Origin of the sequence: Paenilisteria riparia FSL S10-1204 (genome assembly GCF_000525995.1) — a bacterium.
Lineage (GTDB): Bacteria > Bacillota > Bacilli > Lactobacillales > Listeriaceae > Listeria_A > Listeria_A riparia.
In genome coordinates, this window is the sequence record NZ_AODL01000025.1 from 105,231 (window position 1) to 124,895 (window position 19,665).

At 41.7% G+C, this 19,665-nt stretch carries 21 protein-coding genes, 2 pseudogenes and 1 riboswitch; of the genes and pseudogenes, 5 read left to right on the forward strand and 18 right to left on the reverse strand.

All coding sequences use genetic code 11. The features are described 5' to 3' along the window. Window positions 1-888 precede the first annotated feature (888 nt). The 11 genes and pseudogenes from PRIP_RS12730 to PRIP_RS18125 form a co-directional block, all read right to left on the reverse strand. The gene (locus PRIP_RS12730) at window positions 889-1,896 is read right to left on the reverse strand and encodes a hypothetical protein (protein WP_159101545.1); all 1,008 of its coding nucleotides are present in this window, start codon (window positions 1,894-1,896) and stop codon (window positions 889-891) included. Window position 1,897: 1 nt separating this feature from the next. After that, a complete protein-coding gene (locus tag PRIP_RS17195; protein ID WP_159101546.1) occupies window positions 1,898-2,050 on the reverse strand; it encodes a hypothetical protein in 153 nt (50 codons plus the stop codon). Between the two features lie 366 nt (window positions 2,051-2,416). Beyond that, complete coding sequence (locus PRIP_RS12735) at window positions 2,417-3,028, reverse strand: HAD family hydrolase (RefSeq protein WP_036101486.1); 612 nt, start codon at window positions 3,026-3,028, stop codon at window positions 2,417-2,419. A 15-nt stretch (window positions 3,029-3,043) separates the two neighbouring features. Beyond that, window positions 3,044-3,415, reverse strand: a complete 372-nt coding sequence (locus PRIP_RS12740; protein WP_036101487.1) for a hypothetical protein — start codon at window positions 3,413-3,415, stop codon at window positions 3,044-3,046. Window positions 3,416-3,482: 67 nt separating this feature from the next. Then, window positions 3,483-4,436 (reverse strand): LacI family DNA-binding transcriptional regulator, encoded by a 954-nt coding sequence (locus PRIP_RS12745; protein WP_036101488.1) that lies wholly within the window; start codon window positions 4,434-4,436, stop codon window positions 3,483-3,485. Between the two features lie 245 nt (window positions 4,437-4,681). Continuing rightward, window positions 4,682-6,011 (reverse strand): annotated as a pseudogene (locus tag PRIP_RS12750) (hemolysin family protein). Between the two features lie 88 nt (window positions 6,012-6,099). Beyond that, a complete protein-coding gene (locus PRIP_RS12755; protein ID WP_036101489.1) occupies window positions 6,100-6,798 on the reverse strand; it encodes an NAD-dependent protein deacylase in 699 nt (232 codons plus the stop codon). Further along, complete coding sequence (locus PRIP_RS12760; RefSeq protein ID WP_036101490.1) at window positions 6,798-7,070, reverse strand: helix-hairpin-helix domain-containing protein; 273 nt, start codon at window positions 7,068-7,070, stop codon at window positions 6,798-6,800. Before PRIP_RS12760 ends, PRIP_RS12755 begins: the two co-directional genes overlap by 1 nt. Window positions 7,071-7,209: 139 nt before the next feature. After that, window positions 7,210-7,569 (reverse strand): SH3 domain-containing protein, encoded by a 360-nt coding sequence (locus tag PRIP_RS12765; protein WP_036101491.1) that lies wholly within the window; start codon window positions 7,567-7,569, stop codon window positions 7,210-7,212. Next, on the reverse strand, window positions 7,569-8,213 hold the full coding sequence (gene fsa, locus PRIP_RS12770; RefSeq protein ID WP_036083888.1) for a fructose-6-phosphate aldolase: 645 nt from the start codon (window positions 8,211-8,213) through the stop codon (window positions 7,569-7,571). The genes PRIP_RS12765 and fsa overlap by 1 nt, the downstream gene beginning before the upstream one ends. Before the next feature lie 270 nt (window positions 8,214-8,483). Continuing rightward, window positions 8,484-9,154: pseudogene (locus PRIP_RS18125) on the reverse strand (Crp/Fnr family transcriptional regulator). Window positions 9,155-9,476: 322 nt separating this feature from the next. Between PRIP_RS18125 and PRIP_RS12785 the strand changes: the two are divergent. The 3 genes from PRIP_RS12785 to PRIP_RS12795 all read left to right on the forward strand — a co-directional run bounded on the left by PRIP_RS12785 (window position 9,477) and on the right by PRIP_RS12795 (window position 13,116). Next, the gene (locus tag PRIP_RS12785) at window positions 9,477-11,216 is read left to right on the forward strand and encodes an ABC transporter ATP-binding protein (protein WP_036101493.1); all 1,740 of its coding nucleotides are present in this window, start codon (window positions 9,477-9,479) and stop codon (window positions 11,214-11,216) included. Between the two features lie 178 nt (window positions 11,217-11,394). Beyond that, on the forward strand, window positions 11,395-12,066 hold the full coding sequence (locus PRIP_RS12790; protein ID WP_036101494.1) for a response regulator transcription factor: 672 nt from the start codon (window positions 11,395-11,397) through the stop codon (window positions 12,064-12,066). Continuing rightward, the gene (locus PRIP_RS12795) at window positions 12,067-13,116 is read left to right on the forward strand and encodes a sensor histidine kinase (RefSeq protein ID WP_036101495.1); all 1,050 of its coding nucleotides are present in this window, start codon (window positions 12,067-12,069) and stop codon (window positions 13,114-13,116) included. A 5-nt stretch (window positions 13,117-13,121) separates the two neighbouring features. On the opposite strand, the gene thiE is transcribed toward PRIP_RS12795, so the two are convergent. Genes thiE through PRIP_RS16415 form a run of 5 tightly spaced genes read right to left on the reverse strand, consistent with a single transcriptional unit; the run spans window position 13,122 to window position 16,017 of the window. Then, entirely contained in the window at window positions 13,122-13,742 is a 621-nt protein-coding gene (thiE, locus tag PRIP_RS12800; RefSeq protein WP_036101496.1) for a thiamine phosphate synthase, read from the reverse strand. Continuing rightward, complete coding sequence (gene thiD, locus PRIP_RS12805) at window positions 13,739-14,542, reverse strand: bifunctional hydroxymethylpyrimidine kinase/phosphomethylpyrimidine kinase (RefSeq protein WP_036101497.1); 804 nt, start codon at window positions 14,540-14,542, stop codon at window positions 13,739-13,741. The genes thiE and thiD overlap by 4 nt, the downstream gene beginning before the upstream one ends. Continuing rightward, window positions 14,543-15,346: a hydroxyethylthiazole kinase gene (gene thiM, locus PRIP_RS12810; protein ID WP_036101498.1), complete on the reverse strand. Its 804-nt coding sequence runs from the start codon at window positions 15,344-15,346 to the stop codon at window positions 14,543-14,545. It lies immediately after the preceding gene. Beyond that, window positions 15,324-15,620 carry a thiaminase II/PqqC family protein gene (locus PRIP_RS16820; protein ID WP_159101547.1) on the reverse strand — a complete coding sequence of 99 codons (297 nt, stop codon included), beginning with the start codon at window positions 15,618-15,620 and terminating at the stop codon, window positions 15,324-15,326. Before PRIP_RS16820 ends, thiM begins: the two co-directional genes overlap by 23 nt. Beyond that, window positions 15,586-16,017, reverse strand: coding sequence for a thiaminase II/PqqC family protein (locus tag PRIP_RS16415; RefSeq protein WP_052008920.1), 432 nt, complete (start codon window positions 16,015-16,017; stop codon window positions 15,586-15,588). Before PRIP_RS16415 ends, PRIP_RS16820 begins: the two co-directional genes overlap by 35 nt. A gap of 88 nt (window positions 16,018-16,105) precedes the next feature. Next, a riboswitch (TPP riboswitch) is annotated at window positions 16,106-16,212 on the reverse strand. A gap of 155 nt (window positions 16,213-16,367) precedes the next feature. On the opposite strand from PRIP_RS16415, the gene PRIP_RS12820 reads away from it, so the two are divergent. Both PRIP_RS12820 and PRIP_RS12825 read left to right on the forward strand, forming a co-directional pair. Continuing rightward, window positions 16,368-16,832 (forward strand): universal stress protein, encoded by a 465-nt coding sequence (locus PRIP_RS12820; RefSeq protein ID WP_036101527.1) that lies wholly within the window; start codon window positions 16,368-16,370, stop codon window positions 16,830-16,832. A gap of 102 nt (window positions 16,833-16,934) precedes the next feature. Further along, window positions 16,935-17,879 (forward strand): DMT family transporter, encoded by a 945-nt coding sequence (locus tag PRIP_RS12825; RefSeq protein ID WP_036101499.1) that lies wholly within the window; start codon window positions 16,935-16,937, stop codon window positions 17,877-17,879. Window positions 17,880-18,010: 131 nt separating this feature from the next. On the opposite strand, the gene PRIP_RS16420 is transcribed toward PRIP_RS12825, so the two are convergent. Then, on the reverse strand, window positions 18,011-19,072 hold the full coding sequence (locus PRIP_RS16420; RefSeq protein ID WP_241434177.1) for a MucBP domain-containing protein: 1,062 nt from the start codon (window positions 19,070-19,072) through the stop codon (window positions 18,011-18,013). Continuing rightward, entirely contained in the window at window positions 19,038-19,481 is a 444-nt protein-coding gene (locus tag PRIP_RS17780; protein WP_241434178.1) for a leucine-rich repeat domain-containing protein, read from the reverse strand. The genes PRIP_RS16420 and PRIP_RS17780 overlap by 35 nt, the downstream gene beginning before the upstream one ends. Between the last annotated feature and the right edge of the window lie 184 nt (window positions 19,482-19,665).

A 19,665-nucleotide genomic window follows, 5' to 3' on the forward strand; every position in this document is an offset into this window, starting at 1 on the left:
ATGCTGTTTCTCCCCTTTTCTATATGATGCCTGCCCATTATTTAGCATATCATGTTTAAATGACCGTCAATTTCTTCTATTGTTTGTTTGCTCTTGTTTTTTGTCACAATTTTGTGAACAAATAGCCTCCAATTCCTATAATTCAAGAAGACACTTGTTGCTACACTCCTGAAATGGAGCCCTTCAGCAACTATCGAGCACCTCTTTAGACATCGACACAACAAAAAAAGGACACCACATGGTATGCCCTTGCTTTGTCTCTTTTATTGCGATGTACTCTCTTGGGATTATAGACTATTTTATAGCCAAGCATCTCGATTAGGAAATGGGGTGTTCTTGAGGCACAGAGTGGGAATCTATATATCTTAAGTTTTGGACGAAATAATCACAAAAAAATAAACTGCCCCAAAACCCTTCAAATTAAAAAAATACCGTTTAAATATACTAATCAATAAATATTTCTCGTGCATCGTTAAGCGCCGTTACGATTAAGTTAAAATCAATTTCTTCAGACCGATCCTCCTTCAAAAATAATTTTTGATACATTATTTTATCGCCCAACACATCAAATACTTATAAGAGCAACTTGTCTTAAAGCAAACTTGATAGTTTCTCTTTCATCTTGTTAATCCTTTTTATGTTGTGCTTTTCTTTCGTGAAATAAAGTCAATATAAGGACTACATAATTTACAGAAAAAACGAAACTTATTTTTCTTTTATATGTAAATTTAGTAGCATTATTATCACCTATTAATCCCTGTAAATGGTTTAAGATGTGCTTTCCAGTTAACACCAGCAACTCTGCAATTATCGCTAATTGATCAATAAAGCCCTGTGAAAAAATCATCCTTTTGACACTTCATTTACACGCAAAGAAAAAACTTTCGATTATGGCAGCAACTTATCTGTCCACTTCAATGCATCTGGGTTAAATTCGACTATAGAATTAAAATCTGTTGTCCCCTCGCTAGAAGTTGTAATGCTAAGAGACGAGATAGGCCCTACAGAAGAAAAATAAAAATTATCATTAAATTCCCGCTGCAACGTATCACTAAATTTAACTTTCCCTTCCTCATCAATATCATATGAAATGTGACTAGAAATTATACGTCCTGCTCTGTCATATGAAGCGCGATGATCATTTTCCTGAGCATTTACAACAGTTATTTCCCTTGAATTCGTATTATATAAATACATCCCTATAGGCGCAGAATGAATCGTATACTTAAAAAAGGCTACTCTGTTGTTATCTATTGGTTTAAGATGCCCTAAAAATTGTTCTTTCAAATCATATGCAGCAATTTTATTAGTATCAAAATCATAGTTTTTTATTAATGCATTCTCTGTAAAGGCACGATTGTCTATGTACCAAAGCTTATCTTTGGATACAGTTAATTCATTATTAGGATAGTTCACGGTCTGTATGGTATCTATCATTTGCTGTTTACCACTGCCAATGTGGTAGGACTGAATTTTACCCGTATAATTCCCCAAAATCATGGTGTCTTTATCCTCGCCAGTTCCTGTTTCTGTTTGTTGCTTCGTAACATCCGACTCTATCCAATAAACTGTATCTTCATTAAGAAGAAATGAATCAAAATATTTTTTCTCACTACCTTCTATCGTTGCCAGTATCTTTTTTTGTGCAATGTCATAGACAATCATCGTACATAAATAATCTATATTTTGATCTAACCATACCAGATATTTCTCATTTCCTCCCAATGAAATAATCTGACCATTCTCTCCATGTTTGGTAGTATAGATAGAATTTTTTAATCGGCTACTTTTGTCTATCGAAAATACATCTTTGGCTGGCACCTCACTAATGCCGATTAAAGTATATAGTACATCTTTATTATTTACAATACTAAAAAAGGAGCCTTCTTCTTTCAAATTATATTTCACAAAACTGTTGTTTTTTTTGCACATCAATTGCTTTTTTGGGATGGTTTATTTCCTCCTTGCTGATATCTGGCTTATAAATCCACAGTAGGATTACCGATACTAAAAATAATATGCCTAAGATGATGATTGTTAATTTTTTCATGTATACTCCTTAATAGAAAACACAGGATTTGAACTGCTTAGATTTTTCTGGTACATTGCTTTAGCTAATGTATTATTTTGTCTAATTTTTGTTCCTATATTTCCCTATTTAACCTCATTACGGTTACCACCATATTATATATTTGCGCTCCCTTACTACTAGCAAAATAACATAACTAAAACGTAGCATATTATACATGCCAAAGCAATAGATTTTTTCTTATATATGTAAATAAGAGGGAACTTTTGTTACGATTCCCTTTCTATCTTTTGAAGGTCTGCATTATCAGGAACATGACATAGCTATTGTACTAAAAAAACTGCATAAACAATGAACCTAGGATTCACTATTCACACAGTTTAAACTCTATCGTCTTACATATTTCAAAACATCACTCGGGGTCTCCAGCACATGGTTCGCCCGCTCAAATCCGTCCTTCGTCTTCGCGCCCCACAAAGCCAATGCAAAATTCGCACCGGCCGCATGCGCGCATTCCATATCATATGTAGCGTCCCCAACATAAAGCGTCGTCGCAGGATCAGCACCGAGCATCGCCATACATCGCAAAAGTGGGTCAGGATGCGGTTTATGATTCTCCGTGTCGCTCGCACAAACAATCGCGTCAAAATGCTTCGCCAAATTAAACGGATAAAACCCTGTCTCCATCTCATCCGCATTCTTCGAAGTCACAACGCCAATTCCGTCTAATTTTTCAAGCACCTCAACGATTCCGTCGAAAATCTCCACGTCCTCCGTTAGTTTCGCCTCCATCGCAAACCAGTCCTCCATCACGCTCTCCTGATTCTCCACACCGATTTGCGCTAACGCCTTCGTGCCCGTAATCCCAAGCGCAAATCGCAAATCATCCAGCTCGTAATCCAAGCCAGCATTCCCAAGCGCGACCTGTAGCGCATGCAAAACTACCCGTTCCGTATCCAAAAGCGTCCCATCCACATCAAAAATTACCGTCTTATACATATCATCACTCCTTCATCATTCTACAAAATGGTGCTGATGATGCGTCGTATACTGCCTGCTCTTCTCAAACGTAAACTGCATCATATCCGCCGACTTCGCCCCGTAGCGCGCCGTCCGCAACTCATGCGCAAACACACGCAAATCCCCGTCAGCAAACTCATCCAGCTCAAACACCGTATCACCACAAGCAAACGTCACATATATCCGTCCATTTTCAGGAATAACCGCAATATTTTTCAATTTAGCAATAGGGAATGTCTGCCGTTTCTTCATACCTAGGCTATAATTCCGATCAAACACCAGATAATCCCGTTCCAAATAAAATTCACCATACTGGAATTCCATACCTACGCTCATCGATACTTTGCACATACCTTCAACACGCATTCTCATCGCCCCTTTCCGAATTCTATATCTTAGTTGTAAACGATGAAATGGGTTTCAGGTCAAGCTTTTAAATCGAATTTCTAAAAATTATTTCGTGACTTACTTCCCGTTTCTCCATTTCCTCTCCCAAAAGAAGCTCCACAGCAACACGTCCTGTCTCCCGCACGCTCTTATCGACCGTCGAAATATCCAGCACATCCGCAATTTGCAAATTCTCCTCACCTAAAATCGCAATATCCCGAGGTACATCAAAATCATTCCGCGTTGCATAATAATACATCCCTGCAGCAACCTCATCTCCATTCGAATAAAGCGCCGTCGGTGGATCAGCCAACGTCAAGAACCGCTCCGCAGCATGCTTCCCGTCCTCCACATTATAACAATCATATAAAAAAAGCTCTGGATCAATCGCACCAAACACCGCTTTATACGCTTCCATTTTCCATTTTGTCGTATTGCTCTGCTTCTCATGGCGTCCAACCGTGAACGCAACACGCTCATGCCCACGATTCTTCAAAGCTTGAAAGCCATCCATGCATGCCTTCATTTGGTCGACATACACACACGAAATCAGTGGATGATCGATATACTCACAAGCCACAATCGGACCATATTTCGCATACGGCGCAATCGTTTCCCAATTATTTGCACGCGACGCAATCACCAAGCCGTCAATACGCTTTGTTTTCAGCATCCGCAAGTAACGCTCCTCCTCTTTTTGATCATAAGCCGTGGGACAAATCACCACAGAATAACACTCCGCAAAAGCCGCTTCCAGAACACCATTCATCAATTTATCAAACCACGGATGATCATTATAAGGCAGAACAAAGCCAATCGTATTCGTTCGACCACGACTAAGGTCCACCGCATTGCGATTTGGCGTATAATCAAGCTCTTTCATCACCTCTTGAACACGCTTACGCTTATCACCTGCCACATACGGATGATTGTTCAAAACCCGTGAAACAGTCGTCACAGAAACACCTGCAAGTTTCGCAATATCCTTAATATTCGGCAACTAAGACACCTCCTGACTTCTTCTCTTCTATCATACCGATTAATCCCCAGTTCCTCAAGTCTCATTATTATACAAAATGCTCTATAAGAAAAACACACGTACCCCTTATAAATCTTGTTTTGTTTATTTATCGTTGGTTCCAGCACTAATTTTTCACCACTGTCCACCATCGGCATAATCGATTTCCAATAACGCCAAAATAAAAAACAGGATCTCCTCACATCACACAAGGAAATCCCGCTCTTTTACGCTAAATCTTGTTGCATCTCTTCATTTATCTCTACTCGCATCGTGATAATACGAGATTCCTTCATCTCCGTTACAATAAAAGTGAATTGCTCGTACTCTAAAATAACCTCATCGTCATCCTCAGGAATCGCTTTAATTTGCGTTAAAACAAAACCTGCAATCGTATCAATTCCTTTGTCAGGCAATGTCACATGAAAACGCTCATTGAAATCATCAATCGCCATACCGCCCTCAACAATGAACGTGCGCGCATCAAGCATCTTTACCTCATCCGTAATCGCATCGTACTCATCATCAATTTCACCGACAATCTCTTCCAACAAATCTTCCACCGTAACAAGCCCCGCAACACCACCGTATTCGTCCATCAATATCGCCATTTGGTTATGCGATTTCTGCATTTCTTTCAACAAATCATCTACAAAAATCGTTTCTGGCACAAAAAATGCCTCTTTTACCAGTAACTTCACGTCAATATTATCAAAACCATACTTTCGCGCCGCCGCAAAAAAAATCTTTCATATGCAGAATACCATACACCGAGTCCATATCGTCTAAATAAACCGGAATCCTCGAAAAATTCTTTTCCAAAAGCTTATCTACCAACACGCTCGAATCCTCATTTGCGTCAATCATAAAGCTATCCGTACGCGGAACCATTACTTCTTTTGCGTAAATCGTGTCCATTTCAAAAACGCCACGAAGCATTGCCAGTTCAGCGTTTTCGATGGCACCGTCGCGTCTTCCCGTTTCAATAATTAGCTGCATTTCCTCACGTGTCATTTTTTCATCTGACTCGCCTTTGTCCATCCGCGTTAATTTCACTAACACGTTCGTCGATAGCGACAAAAACTTAACGAACGGCGTCAAAATCGTGCTAATAATTAGAATCGGTCGTACTGCAAAACGAGAAATTGCCTCCGCTTTCTGCAAAGCAATCCGTTTCGGGTAAAGCTCACCAAAAACCAGCGTAACATAAGATAAAATAATCGTTACAACGACTACAGCCATCTCATTCGCAAAAGCCGTTCCACCAAATCGTGTTCCTAAAACAGACGCAATACTTGTGGCCGCCGCGGCACTGGAGAAGAATCCAGCAAGCGTAATACCAACTTGAATTGTCGCAATAAACCGGCTTGGGTCATCAATCAATTTGACTAATAATACAGCCTTTTTATCGCCCTGTTCTGCTTGGGAACGCACTCGGTTTTTGTTCAGTGATACTAATGCCATCTCCGCCGAAGCAAAGAACGCATTGAGCAACGTTAACACCGCAATAAGAATTAATTGTACAATAATCTGCTGACTCTCGGGGTCAGGGTTCATCTAACCATCCACTCCTCTTAAAAATACTCACACGCACAAAAATGCGATATCAAAAGTTTACCATGTTTTAGCGCTTCATCGCAAGAAATCACAATTCTTTAAAAACACTGACAGCATCATCTTGAATCATCGTAAACGGGAATGGCAAGCGCAAAAGCTCTTGATTTACCGCAAAAACAACACTTCCCTTTTTCCGATAATCCGTTAAATTACAAAACGGGCTTACCTTAAAAGAAGTTCCCACAATGACAATCAAATCCGCATGTGTCACCGCGTGCAGCGCTCCATTAATCGCATCTTCCGGCAAGCCTTCCTCGTACAACACCACATCTGGGCGAATAATCCCTCCGCCACATTCCGCATGCTTATCCGATTCCAAATACTGCTCTGCACGCACCGTCGCACCGCACTTCTGGCAATGACACCGATACAAACTCCCATGAAACTCCACAACATTTCGTGATCCCGCAAGCCCGTGCAGTCCGTCAATATTTTGCGTCACCACCGTCACCTGTTTTCCGTCACGCCGCTCGATTTCCGCCATTTTTTCATGAATCGAATTTGGTATCGCGTTCGGATAATACATATTGTCCCGCACAAACGCATAAAAAACGTCCGGCTCCTCACGCAAACACGTCGCACTCAGCAAATACTCCGGATTTCTCCGTCCCGTATACAACCCATTCTTCGACCGATAATCCGGAATCCCCGATGGCACCGACACACCAGCCCCCGTCAGAAACACAATCCGCTCACTACTCGAGAGCATCTCCTTCAACGTCCCCATCATTCCGCCTCCCGTTCAAACGCCCGATTTTTCCAACTCCACCATTTCAAAAGCTGCGGATCAGGTTCCTCCGTCTCCACAAAATAAATCGCACACCGAAACGTATACAAAACGCAAGGATCAACCTGCGTCCCCTCGAATTCACATAGCAATTCATACAAGTGCAGCGGATTTTTCCCATTCAAGTCTGCCATTTTATACACACCAATATTATGTAGCGCCTCACCCAAGCGCTTTCCAATCCCAGGAATTTGCAGTAATTCGTCTTTCATCACGCACGCCTCCATTCCCTCTCATTTTAACACAGTTTCCTTGTTCTCATACATCACAATCTATATGGCAAAATCCCCTAACAAATACATTAAAATAAAAGAACCCCCACATGTCATCACAACACGCGAGGGTTTCCAACTATTTCAGAGATTTATTATCTAATTTTTCAAGAGGAACCCAACCAACGTTACCGTCCTCATCCACACACCAAGCCCAGCCGTTAAGCTCCCGATTACTCTCCACCGTGTCGCCAGCCTTAACAGCCAGTTCGCGCGCAGAATAATCTTCCGTCGCCGTTCCAGACTTCGCATCTGGGCTGTCACGCGAAATAATTTGTTCCGGCACCCAACCAGTGGCCCCAGTTATTTTTGCCGTACAAGAAATCCATTTCGTGTCGCCGTCCCGTCTGCCAATCCGCAATGCTTCATTTTTATTAATGAAAAGCGGAGGTCCTGGCTCAGGCTGATGCGCCGTTTTTACAAGGTATTGTGTATTCATTATTTTTGCGCCTTTTCCCAATCCGCTAAGAATTTCTCGATTCCCGAATCAGTCAGCGGGTGCTTCAACATTTGCTCGAAAACTTTATAAGGAACCGTCGCGATATCCGCACCCGCACGTGCACACTCAATCACATGAATCGGATGACGCACACTAGCCGAAATAATTTCCGTTTCAATTCCGTGGACTTTGAAAATCTCCGCAATATCCCGAATCAAAATTAAACCGTCCGAACCAATATCGTCCAACCGTCCTAAGAACGGCGATACATATGTAGCACCCGCACGTGCCGCAAGTAAAGCCTGAGCCGCTGAGAAGACAAGCGTCACATTCGTCTTGATTCCTTCCTTATTCAACACCGCAACTGCCGCCATACCTTCACCAGTCATCGGAATTTTAACAACCATATTCGGATGGATTTTCGCAATTTCGCGACCTTCTTCAATCATTTTTTCTGCCTCTAAACTTACTACTTCTCCGCTGATTGGCCCGTCCACAATCGACGTAATCTCTTGAATAACCTGATTAAAATCGCGCCCTTCTTTTGCAATCAGTGACGGATTTGTCGTCACCCCAGCAATAAATCCCATCCGGTTCGCTTTACGAATTTCCTCTACATTGGCAGTATCAATAAAAAATTTCATGTTCATCCTCCTTTATATGAGGTTGAGACAAAACTCAAAATAAGGCAACATCGCCCATTCTATTCCTTGAAGCTGTAACTCACTTTTTTCGAAAAGCCTCAATAATGCGAGCACTTGTCGCCGATTTATTTGGGTGATGTCCCAAACTCTTTCAAATTTCACCACCATTGTATACCCTTTCCTGACAAATGTCTTCCAAAACGCTTGTACAATAAAAAGCAAGTGATAATTCAACTCATCACTCGCTTTAATTCAACTATTAAGTAATTTCTATAATCTATCTCTCTCCACTATAAGCAATGGCTTCGGTCGATTGCGAATAATTCCCGTTTCAATCAACTTCATTACCGTATGCGCCACATATTCGCGTGACGTATTGGTATACCTAGCTAGCACTTCTTGCGTAATCTGGCGGGGCAAAATGATACCATCTTCCGTTAGTGTACCCAACTCCAGTCCACATTTCAACAATGCCTTCTTAATTCTCTCTTCTTTCTTAAAAAAGGTTATCTTGGAGAAGTATTGAGATTCCCGTAGTTCTTCTGCTAAATACTGCACCATGAAAAGTTATTCTCTTCTGCCTGATCTAGGATAGAGAATAAAAATGTGCTGTCTACCTCCATGATTTCCCCATGTCCTAAGCTCTGCATCACAGCATTTGGCTCCCACAAGTCATAATACAAATGGTATAAGCCAAAACTATCATGCTTTCCAAGAAAACGAGTAATGCCACCTTTGGGTTTATCGTTTGGCATAACAACACCATAGATACCACTCAAAATGAAGTAAACTTTAAATTCATCGCCTTGTTTACTCGCTAATACTTCACCTTTTTTGTTACGTTTAATAGAACAATATTTTTTAAAATCTGGATGTTCAAAACAGTGTTCTATTAATTTTGATACAGTAATTGTTGACTTACGCTCTTTTAAAAATAGCATGGCTCTCTTCTCACTTTCTACTTGATGTATTTTTGAATTATAACACATGATAACTAAAATTCCCAATCAACTAATGTTAGATAGTTTTTATAATTGAGTCGATAAGTAAAAATTAAGCGGTTATTAGATTATAATTGTAACATAAAAACCTATAAAGGTGTTAAATTCTTCTTTTTTTGTTAAATTTTTTAAATATATATTATTTAAACCTTAATTGTGATTTATATTACATTCATAGCTGTTCATATTCCATTCATATTAATGTTTTATAGTAATGGGGCTGGAGGGGAAATCCTCGTATATACAGAAAGGACTGGAATACATGAAAAACAAAAAAACAGAATCATCTTATAGCTGGAGGCAATTTTTTCAATTACTCGTTTCTACACGACCATCAAAAACTGTTATTATCACTGGTTTTTTGGCTAGCTTAATCACAACAGGGGCTGGGCTACTCATCCCGCTATTTACAAAAAACCTAATTGATGGCTTCTCACCGTCATCCTTAAGCTGGCAACTCATTACAACGATTGTCGCCGTTTTTGTGCTACAAGCCGTAACGAATGGCTTTGCAATTTTCCTACTTAACCTTATGGGGCAACGAATGGTCGCCTCTATGCGCGAAAAACTATGGAAGAAAACATTGAACTTGCCAGTATCTTATTTCGATAATACAAAATCTGGCGAAATGGTCAGCCGGATGGTCAATGACACCGTTGTGATTAAAGAACTCATTGCAGACAGCTTACCTCAATTCGTCACGGGGATTATTTCCGTCGTTGGCTCACTCATCATACTGTTCATCATGGACTGGAAAATGACATTATTACTACTCGTAGCTGTTCCTGTGACCGCCGTAATTGTGGCGCCGCTTGGACAAAAAATGTTTAAAATATCTCGCGGCATGCAAAAAGAAACCGCTGAATTCACTGGTTCTATCAGCCAAACACTATCCGAAGCACGCCTTGTTAAATCATCCAATGCCGAAACAAAAGAAATTCAAAACGGAACAGCAGGCATCCATCGCCTTCTTAGATTTGGCGTTCGCGAAGCTAAAATCACTGCTATCATTGGACCTTTAATGCTATTCGTTATTATGGGCGTTATTGTAGGTATTATCGGTTACGGCGGAATCCGCGTCGCAGCTGGCACGCTATCAACAGGTACACTCATCGCTTTCTTGCTTTACTTATTCCAAATTATCGTTCCGGTTACAACATTCGTCACCTTCTTCACACAACTTCAAAAATCAAAAGGTGCTACAGAGCGTATCTCTGAAATTTTGGAGCACGAAGAAGAAAACATTTATGATGGTGAAAATGTTGACATTTCTGGAAAGAAAATTACTGCAAGCAATCTCTTTTTCTCCTATAATGAAGATGAACCTATTTTGCAGGACATTTCGTTTGAGACAAACCCCGGTGAAGTCATTGCCTTTGCTGGACCTAGTGGTGGCGGTAAATCAACATTGTTTGCGATTTTAGAACGTTACTATCAAGCCAAATCGGGAAACATTACTGTAGGCGGTCAATCGCTAAGTGACATTTCGATTCATTCGTGGCGGAGCCAAATTGGCTACGTTTCCCAAGAAAGTGCGATGTTATCTGGTACCATTCGCGACAATCTGTGCTATGGTTTAGATAAGGAATTCAGCGACAACGAACTCTGGGCTGTTACAAAGCTCGCCTATGCAGACACTTTTATCGCAAAATTACCAAATCAACTGGATACAGAAGTTGGTGAACGCGGCGTGAAACTTTCTGGTGGACAACGTCAACGTATTGCAATTGCTCGTGCCTTCTTGCGGAATCCAAAAATCTTGATGCTGGATGAAGCAACTGCAAGCTTAGATAGCCAATCTGAACGCATTGTCCAACAAGCCTTGGCAAATTTAATGGAAGGCCGAACAACATTTGTCATTGCCCATCGCCTATCCACTATCGTTAACGCAAATCAAATCTTATTTATCGAACACGGCGAAATCACAGGCCGTGGAACACATAGCGAGCTCGTGGCAAGCCACCCACTTTACGCAACATTTGCTGAGCAACAGCTAACTTAATTAATTTATTCCCCGGGAAATAACCAGGCGGTGCCTACAAACTTCAGCGTGTCGACAAATGCTCAGTTCCTAGGCAAGGAATAATCCTTTACGTCGAATAGTTCCTGCAATGGACGTTTATCCGCACACTGAAATATTTCCCGGGAAATATTTTTACATATGGATTGGAGGTAGTGTCATGAATCGTATTTTAATGGTGGATGATGATAGTAATATTCGCGAGCTAGTTACTATTTTTTTAGAAAAAGAGGGCTTTACTGTTTTTAATGCACAGGATGGTGTTGACGCGCTTTCTGTTTTAGAAAAAACGACGGTGGATCTTGCTATCATTGATATTATGATGCCAAATATGGATGGTTGGGAACTGTGTAGCGCGATTAAAAGCTTTCAAGAAATTCCAGTTATTTTTCTAACGGCACGTGGTGAAATTGAGCAGAAAATTAAAGGTTTTAGCCTCGGCGCTGATGATTATGTCGTCAAACCATTCGCGCCTGAGGAACTTGTTGCAAGAATTCGTGTACTTTTGAAACGCTATCAGATTTTGGCGACGCAAGAAATACGTATTGGTAACATCTCTTTAAATGAAAAAGACATGCTCGTTACTAGCCAAAGAAAAGTCATGACACTGCCGCTCAAAGAATTCCAGTTGCTTTTTCGTCTTGCGAGTTACCCTGATAAAACTTTTTCACGTGAGCAACTCATCGAAGAAATCTGGGGCTATGACTACGAAGGTGACGAGCGAACGGTAGATGTTCACATTAAACGGCTTCGCGAGAAATTTCCTATCGAACAATCTGGTTTTACTATACGCACCATTCGTGGACTTGGTTATCGTTTGGAGGAATTGTAAATGAATCCAAAATTAAAAGCCGTTGGTAGTAGCCTTCTAGTTCTTACATTTCTTATTCTATGTAACCTCGGTTCCTACAGTATTTTCACTTGGCTAAAACATAAGTATAACTTTTCATGGCTCGGCATTTGGGAACAAGCGACGATTGCAGGGGGGGCAATTATCATCATGCTCGCCGTTATTTTCACCGTTGGTCAATTCGTTTTCAGGCATGAAAAAGTCTATTTCAAATTGTTTCGCTCAGCTCTGGAAGAAATCGGCCGAGGCAACTTCCAAGTTAGCGAACAATTGCAATCTCTATATAAAATGGATGGTGGAAACATGCGTGAAACGGTCGTTCAAGTCGAAAAAATGGCACAGCAATTAGGCGAAATGGAAACGCTACGACAAGATTTCATCGCCAATGTGTCGCACGAAATCCAGTCACCGCTAACATCAATCTCCGGCTTCACCAAATTGCTTCAGGATGATAGCTTTGATGAGGACAAACGGCGCCACTACCTAGATATCATTCAAGCTGAGACAACCCGTTTATCAAAAATAAGTGAGAACTTGCTCAAATTAACCGCACTCGAAAAAAATGATTATCAACTCAATCCAACTGAGTTCCGGCTAGACTACCAAATCCGCGACATCATCCTAACTGCCGAACCACAGTGGCAAGGTAAGCAGCTTGACATCATACCAGAACTAACACCCACCAAAGTTTACGGTGACGAATCATTGCTGTACCAAGTTTGGCAAAACCTATTCCACAACGCCATCAAATTTACACCGAAAGGCGGCACCATTCGCGTTTCACTTGCTCAAAACAAGAATCAACAAACCGAGGTCATCATTCAAGACAGCGGAATTGGTATTTCCAAAGAAAATCAATTACGTATTTTTGAACGGTTTTATAAAGCCGATGCTTCTCGTCAGGCTAAGATTGGTGGGAGTGGACTCGGACTTTCTATCGTGAAGCGCATTGCCGACCTGCATCAGGTAACGATTGTGGTTAATAGTGAGGAAGATGTAGGAACAACCATTACATTACAAATGCCAAAATAAGTCCTTTATTTATATGAAATTTGTTGCACGACTTGCGCGCGGTTATTTGCTTTTGTTATCGCCGAGATGACCGCTACGCCTTGTGCTCCAGCGTCGTGAATTGATAGTATATCTTTGGCTGTGATACCACCGATTGCGACGATTGGCAATGCAATTCCAGCTTTTCGAATGTCTTTAATGAGCTGCACACCTGTTGCTGGCTGGGCATCTACTTTAGATGTTGTTTCGTAGATTGGCCCGACGCCGATGTAAGTTAATTCTGCTATATGAGCGGCTTCTTCGCCCTGTTCTAGTGTGTTGACAGAAAACCCGATCATCATTTTCTTAGCGCACGTAGCAATTACTTCTTGAATCGCCATGTCATCTTGGCCAACATGAATGCCGTCCGCCTCGATTTCGAGTGCCAAAGCCACATCATCATTTATAAAAAATGGAACTTGATACTGTTTGCAAAGTTTTTGGCACTGTTTTGCTAGTTTTTCAGGGTTTGCTAGTTTTTTCTCGCGGAATTGAAAACAGGTGATACCGGCTTGTAACGCGTCTTCGAGAACTTCGAGTAGTGTGTTTTCGGGTACATCTTGGGAGCCAGCGATGAAATAGACGGCTAACATTTCACTTGGTGTCATATTTTACGCTCCTTTCCATACGCCCAGTGGTTCGTTGGACCATGTCCGTTTCCGATATTTAGCGGATACTGGATGGCGTCGCTAATGAAATCTTTTGCGGTTCGAATCGCATGCTCTGTCGTAGCACCTTTTGCAAGTTCCGCGGTGATGCAAGCTGAGAAAGTACAGCCTGTACCATGGGTTTGTGAAGTGTCGATGCGCGCCGTTTTTAGCCAATAGGAAGTTGCGCCGTCTAAAATATAATCGTTGGATGCCTCGTTATCTGCGCTGTGTCCGCCTTTAATAATGACAGTTTGAACGCCAAGGCTTTGGATATGCTCGGCGGCTTTTTGTATGTCTACGGTCGTGTCGATGTTCATTTCAGCTAGAGCTTCGGCTTCTGGGATATTTGGTGTGATGATGCTTGCCAGTGGTAGTAATTTCGTGCGGATTGTATGAATGGCTTCTGGACTTACGAGGGATGCCCCACCTTTTGCAATCATAACGGGATCGACAATCAGTTTGCCCCAGTTAAAATGTTGTAGTTTATCTACCACAGTGAGGATGTGCGCCTCATCGACGAGCATACCAGTTTTGACGGCGGTGATTTTAAAATCATCGTTTAGCACGTCTAGTTGGGTTGCTAAAATATCGATCGGTACAGGATGAATCGCGTGGACGCCGAGCGTGTTTTGGGCGGTGATTGCTGTGATGGCGGACATGCCGAAAACGCGACGTTCTTGAAAAGTCTTGATGTCCGCTTGAATCCCTGCCCCGCCACCACTATCAGAACCTGCGATGGTCACTGCTTGTGGAAACATTTATAAAACCTCCTTGATGTTCGCTAGTTTCTCTTGATTGTGCGTGTCCCAAGATGCTAATTCGTCTAAAAAGGCGACACGGAATGCTGCTGGGAGCTGTCGTTGCAATGTTTTCACGGCATATTCTGAGGCAATGGCATAACTCGCCGAGGCAGTCACGACAGCTTCCAAAACGAAATCGCTTACGCTGACAAAAGCGCCAATTACGCAACTAAGCAGGCATCCTGACCCTGTAATTTTTGGCAAAAGTGGATCGCCATTTTGAATAGTCACCACTTGCTCACCGTCGGAAATTGTGTCCAATTCTCCACTAATCGCGACAACCGTCTCGTATTCCAGTGCCACTTTTTGCGCAATCTCGGCTGCCTTCGCAACGTCGCCAGTTCCCGCATCAACGCCTCGCGCCTGCCAATCCACGCCAGCAATGCTCGCCAGCTCTCCTATATTTCCGCGAACCACCGCAAACTGAATCTCGCGCAACAAACGCTGCACCGTTTCCCGTCGAAACGTCGTGGCACCAGCACCAACCGGGTCTAAAATCACAGGTTTTCCCGCCATGTTCGCCGCCTTTCCAACAACCAGCATCGCCTCCACCAATTGCGCGTCCAGCGTCCCAATATTAATCACGACCGCGTCCGCAAAACCGCCCAGTTCCTCCATCTCCTCCACAGCCGCCGCCATAATCGGTGACGCCCCAATCGCAAGCAATCCATTCGCCGAATCATTCGCCACCACAATATTCGTAATCACGTGTACCAACGGGTTTTTCCGTCTCACTTCCTCAATAAGTTGCCAATTCGCCATCCTTATCACTCCCATTCCAATTTTTCCGTTTTAATCCCATGTCCCAAAACGCCAATTCCGCATAACTACTAATCAGAAAATCCCGTCGCATCTCCGTCAATACCGCCTCCGGCAACTGCTCCGCCACTCTGTCCAGCAAATCAATTTGGCGCTTCAATCCGTCCGCGTACTCCGCACTCTGATAAATCGCCAGCCAATCCTGATACACCGGCTCCGGACTCACGCATCCCCGATATGCCTCACCGATTTCCCGATACAGCCAGTAACATGGCAAAATCCCCGCCACGCACCCGTCCCAATTCCCGCGTCCCCGCCGTCCGATACAAATGCGACATATAATGATAAGCCGCCGGACTAGGTTCAATATCCACCAAATCCGCCTCCGAAATCCCCACAAACGGATAAAATTTCTCCCGCATCGCAAGTTCCGAGGCCTCCAAAGAAATCAGCGACTTACTCAACTCTGTCATCGCCGCATTATCCTTCGCACACACGATGCCAAGCGCAATCACCTTCACATAATGCGTTAAATAATAATGATCCTGCAACAAATAATAACGAAAACTCGCCTTATCCAAACTCCCATCCACCAACTGCCTCACAAAAGGATGATCTTTACTTTTTTGCCAAACTTCCCGATTTTCCTCATACAGTCTCTCTGAAAAACGCATTTTTAGCACTCCTCCTTATTTTTGCATCAAAAAAACGCCTTCCCTCGCGCCAGCATTAGCGTAAGGAAAGGCGTTATGATATATAACATCAAGGTCCCCAATACTTCCCTACGCGAGTGCTAACTCAACAGGTTCAAAGGGTCCATAGATTATATCTATATCTCGGTCTTAAGGAAGACTCCCCCAGTATACATTCAGAACTTCGAAAAGTACCGAATGCCAATATTCGTTTTTCCCTATCCAGTGTATCATAAATAAAATCGTTTCTCCAAAAATAACGCGTGAGCTACCAAGAAAATGGGTATGGAGTGGTAAGAGGAAACGACGACATAGAGAGGATGGGAAGTCAAATGACAATCTATCACAGGATTTTAGTTGGTGTGGACGGTTCTAATGAGGCAGAGGAAGCTCTAAAACGCGGTATTCAAATTGCAATAAAAGATGGCGCGACGCTAGGTATTGGATTTATAGCGGATGTTCGTCGCATTGCACCACTCATTGACTACGAACAAACGTATGCAAAAAAAGCCAAGGAGTACGGCAAAGGCCTTGTCGAGATTTACAAAAATGAGGCGGAAACTCTCGGGGTTAAAAATGTCGAAACGTTTGTGAAATTTGGAACGCCAAAAACAACTTTTGTGAAGAAGATTATTAAAAAATTCGAGCCTGATTTAGTGCTCGTTGGCTCTACAGGGCTAACGTCAACAGAAGAATTTATCTTGGGCAGTGTGTCGAATTATGTTGCTGCGCACGCGCCTTGTGATGTTATTGTTGTAAAGGGCAAGGATTGGAAAGAACGTCATAACGTAGAATAATCTAGCTAAAGCCAAGTGGGATGCCTCGCTTGGTTTTATTTATGCCAAAAAAACTGCTATACTTACGGCATACATAGTTAAGAAAGAAGGTTCAAAACAAGGATGCAAAAAGAGAGAACACCGATTACACTTTACTTATTGTTGGTTTTAGTTATGGCGAGTTGGGGGCTTAATGTGACGGCGACGAAGATTTTGGTAGCGCATTTTCCGCCGATTACGATGACTGCTTTTCGGATTTTTACGGCTGCGATGGTGGTCTTTATTTTTCTCATTGCGATTGGAAAATTTCGATTGCCGACGCGACGGGAACTTGGTTATATCGTAGCAGGGAGTTTGTTTAATATTTTTATTCACCATTATTTTTTGGCGTCTGGACTCACGATGACATCAGGTACGAACGGTGGACTGATTTTGGGGATTGGGCCAGTTTTGACGGCGATTTTAGCAGTTATTTTCTTGCGGGAAGCGCTCTCCGCTGGACAATTGATTGGATTGGTTGCTGGACTACTCGGAGTTTCGATTGTTGTTTTGACAGGTGGGCAAGGACTTTCGGGGATTTCTCTTGGCGATATTTACGTGTTCATCGCGATTTTGTCGCAATGTTTCAGTTTTATTATTATTAAACGGATTGCGGGAACACTTGATACACGTCTTATGACGGCGTACATGTTGCTAATTGGTTCGGTTTTGCTATTTTTCACGAGCTTGATAAAGGAACCGGATGGACTCGCACAAATGAGTGGGCATTCGGTTCCAATGTGGGCACTGTTCCTTGTTTCAGCAGTGTGTGCGACGGCTTTTGGGAACCTGATTTACAATTTTGCTGTGGGGCAGATTGGTCCTTCTAAAACGGCGATTTTTATGAACCTGAATCCGTTTTTCTCGCTTATTGGCGCAGCGATTTTCTTGAATGAACAAATTAGTTGGATGCAGATTATTGGATTTATTTTAATTATTATTGGGGTTGTGCTTGGTTCTGGAGCGCTCACAGAGTTATTGCGCACACGGAATAACGTACGGGTCCCAGAGAAAATACTAGATGACTAATTCTTTCGCTACAAAATAGTACAGATAATGACGTTTCCTGTTCGCCAATTACCTAAAACTTGAATTTCCTCCATCTTTAGTAACATAGTGCTACTGCAGTAAACGTTCTTACCTTTTATAAAACAAATTAATCAATGCTTACGAAATAATATCCACACGGAGAGTAATGTTAGTAAGCCCCCCACGGCTGGAATCCCTGAATCAGGTACTTCACCAGTTAATGGAAGAATCTCAGAAGTATTTATGCTCTTTCCTTGAGCGCTAGTTGGTGCAGTTGTATGCCCTACCGCAGATTCATTCATATTATTGCCACTCGTTTTGTTATTAGTTTTGTTATTATCTGTATAAGTATCTGTTTTTCCGTATATATAAGTAACAGTCGTGGGTTTAGCAGCAATCTCTCCAGCTTCCTTACCAACTATTTTTTTGAGCGTATACCCGTCTATTGTTTTATTTTCTGTCTGATAATGAGAACCAACTTCTCCAGTCAACGTAATGCTTTCTGCTATTTTGTTGCCAGATTCATCTTGGTAATTAACGATTACTTGGCCATTTTTAATCGGATCTTTTTCATATACATACGTTACATTTTGTATATCAGTAGTAAATGTACCCGAAACATTTCCATTAACCTCTTTTAATGTGTACCCGTCTATTGTTTGTGCTTTCGATGTGTACGTATCCCCAATACTTCCATCTAATCTGATTGAATCTGTTAAATCATTTCCTTTTTCATCCACATAAGTGACGACAACTGGCTTTGTGTATTTGAATGATACGATAGTTTGGCCAGAAAAACCATATTCAGAAATATCGTAATAGGAATCTAGGCGGTTCGTCCCTGTGAAGAGAGTAAGTGGGGATGTAACTGGTTCAGCTGTGAAGACGAGTGCTCCTTTGCTTGCATCATAGCTAACCCCATCTGCTAAACCTTCAATTGTTGCATTATTAAGTGTTAGCTGACCAGAAGCATCTTGAAAATGTAAATAGTCGGCAATCGGAAGAACATGATTACTTGGAACTATTAACGTTCCTGATGTAGTTTGTGCTGCAAACGCACTATAGTCAAACTGAGTGGCAGGATTGGATACGGTTATATCCGTAATATTATTATTTTCAAAAGCAGAGATTTTAATGTTGGAAACACTTGTAGGGATATTAATTTTTTTTAAGTTTATTGTTGTAGAAAGCATAGTTAGGTATATCTTTTAATGACTGAGACAAGGTAACCTCTGCAATTTCATTAACACTAAATACATTTTGACCTATTGTTTGAACGGAATCAGGCAATGTAAGCTGTGTTAAATAATTTCGTGTAAAGGCACCTGCGCCAATATTCACAACCGTATTTGGGATTGTAACATTGGTTAAAAATTTTTGCGCAAATGCTCCTGATCCAATGGATGTAACAGTATATTCATTGCTAGCACCAATAACATTCGGAATCGTGACACTCGTATTCTGACCTGTATAATCTATAATCGTTGCTTCATTTCCAGAAACAGTATATTCAAAGTCTCCAAAAGTTGCAGCAGCGGTGTGCTCTGAATAAACATACGATATTAGCGTGACACCTAGCGTAAGTAAAAAGATAGGATACATTTTTTTTTAATATTGTCAACATGGTCAATCCCCCTCTTTTATTTGCACTATTGTAATTCCCTAGAGGCATCATTCTAAACTTTCGCTTATTGAAATGCTAATACAGAAGGATGGTGATGAGTGATCATTTTTGAATATGTTTATTTGACATATAATCTACAGCCTTCAGATTGTCTATATATAC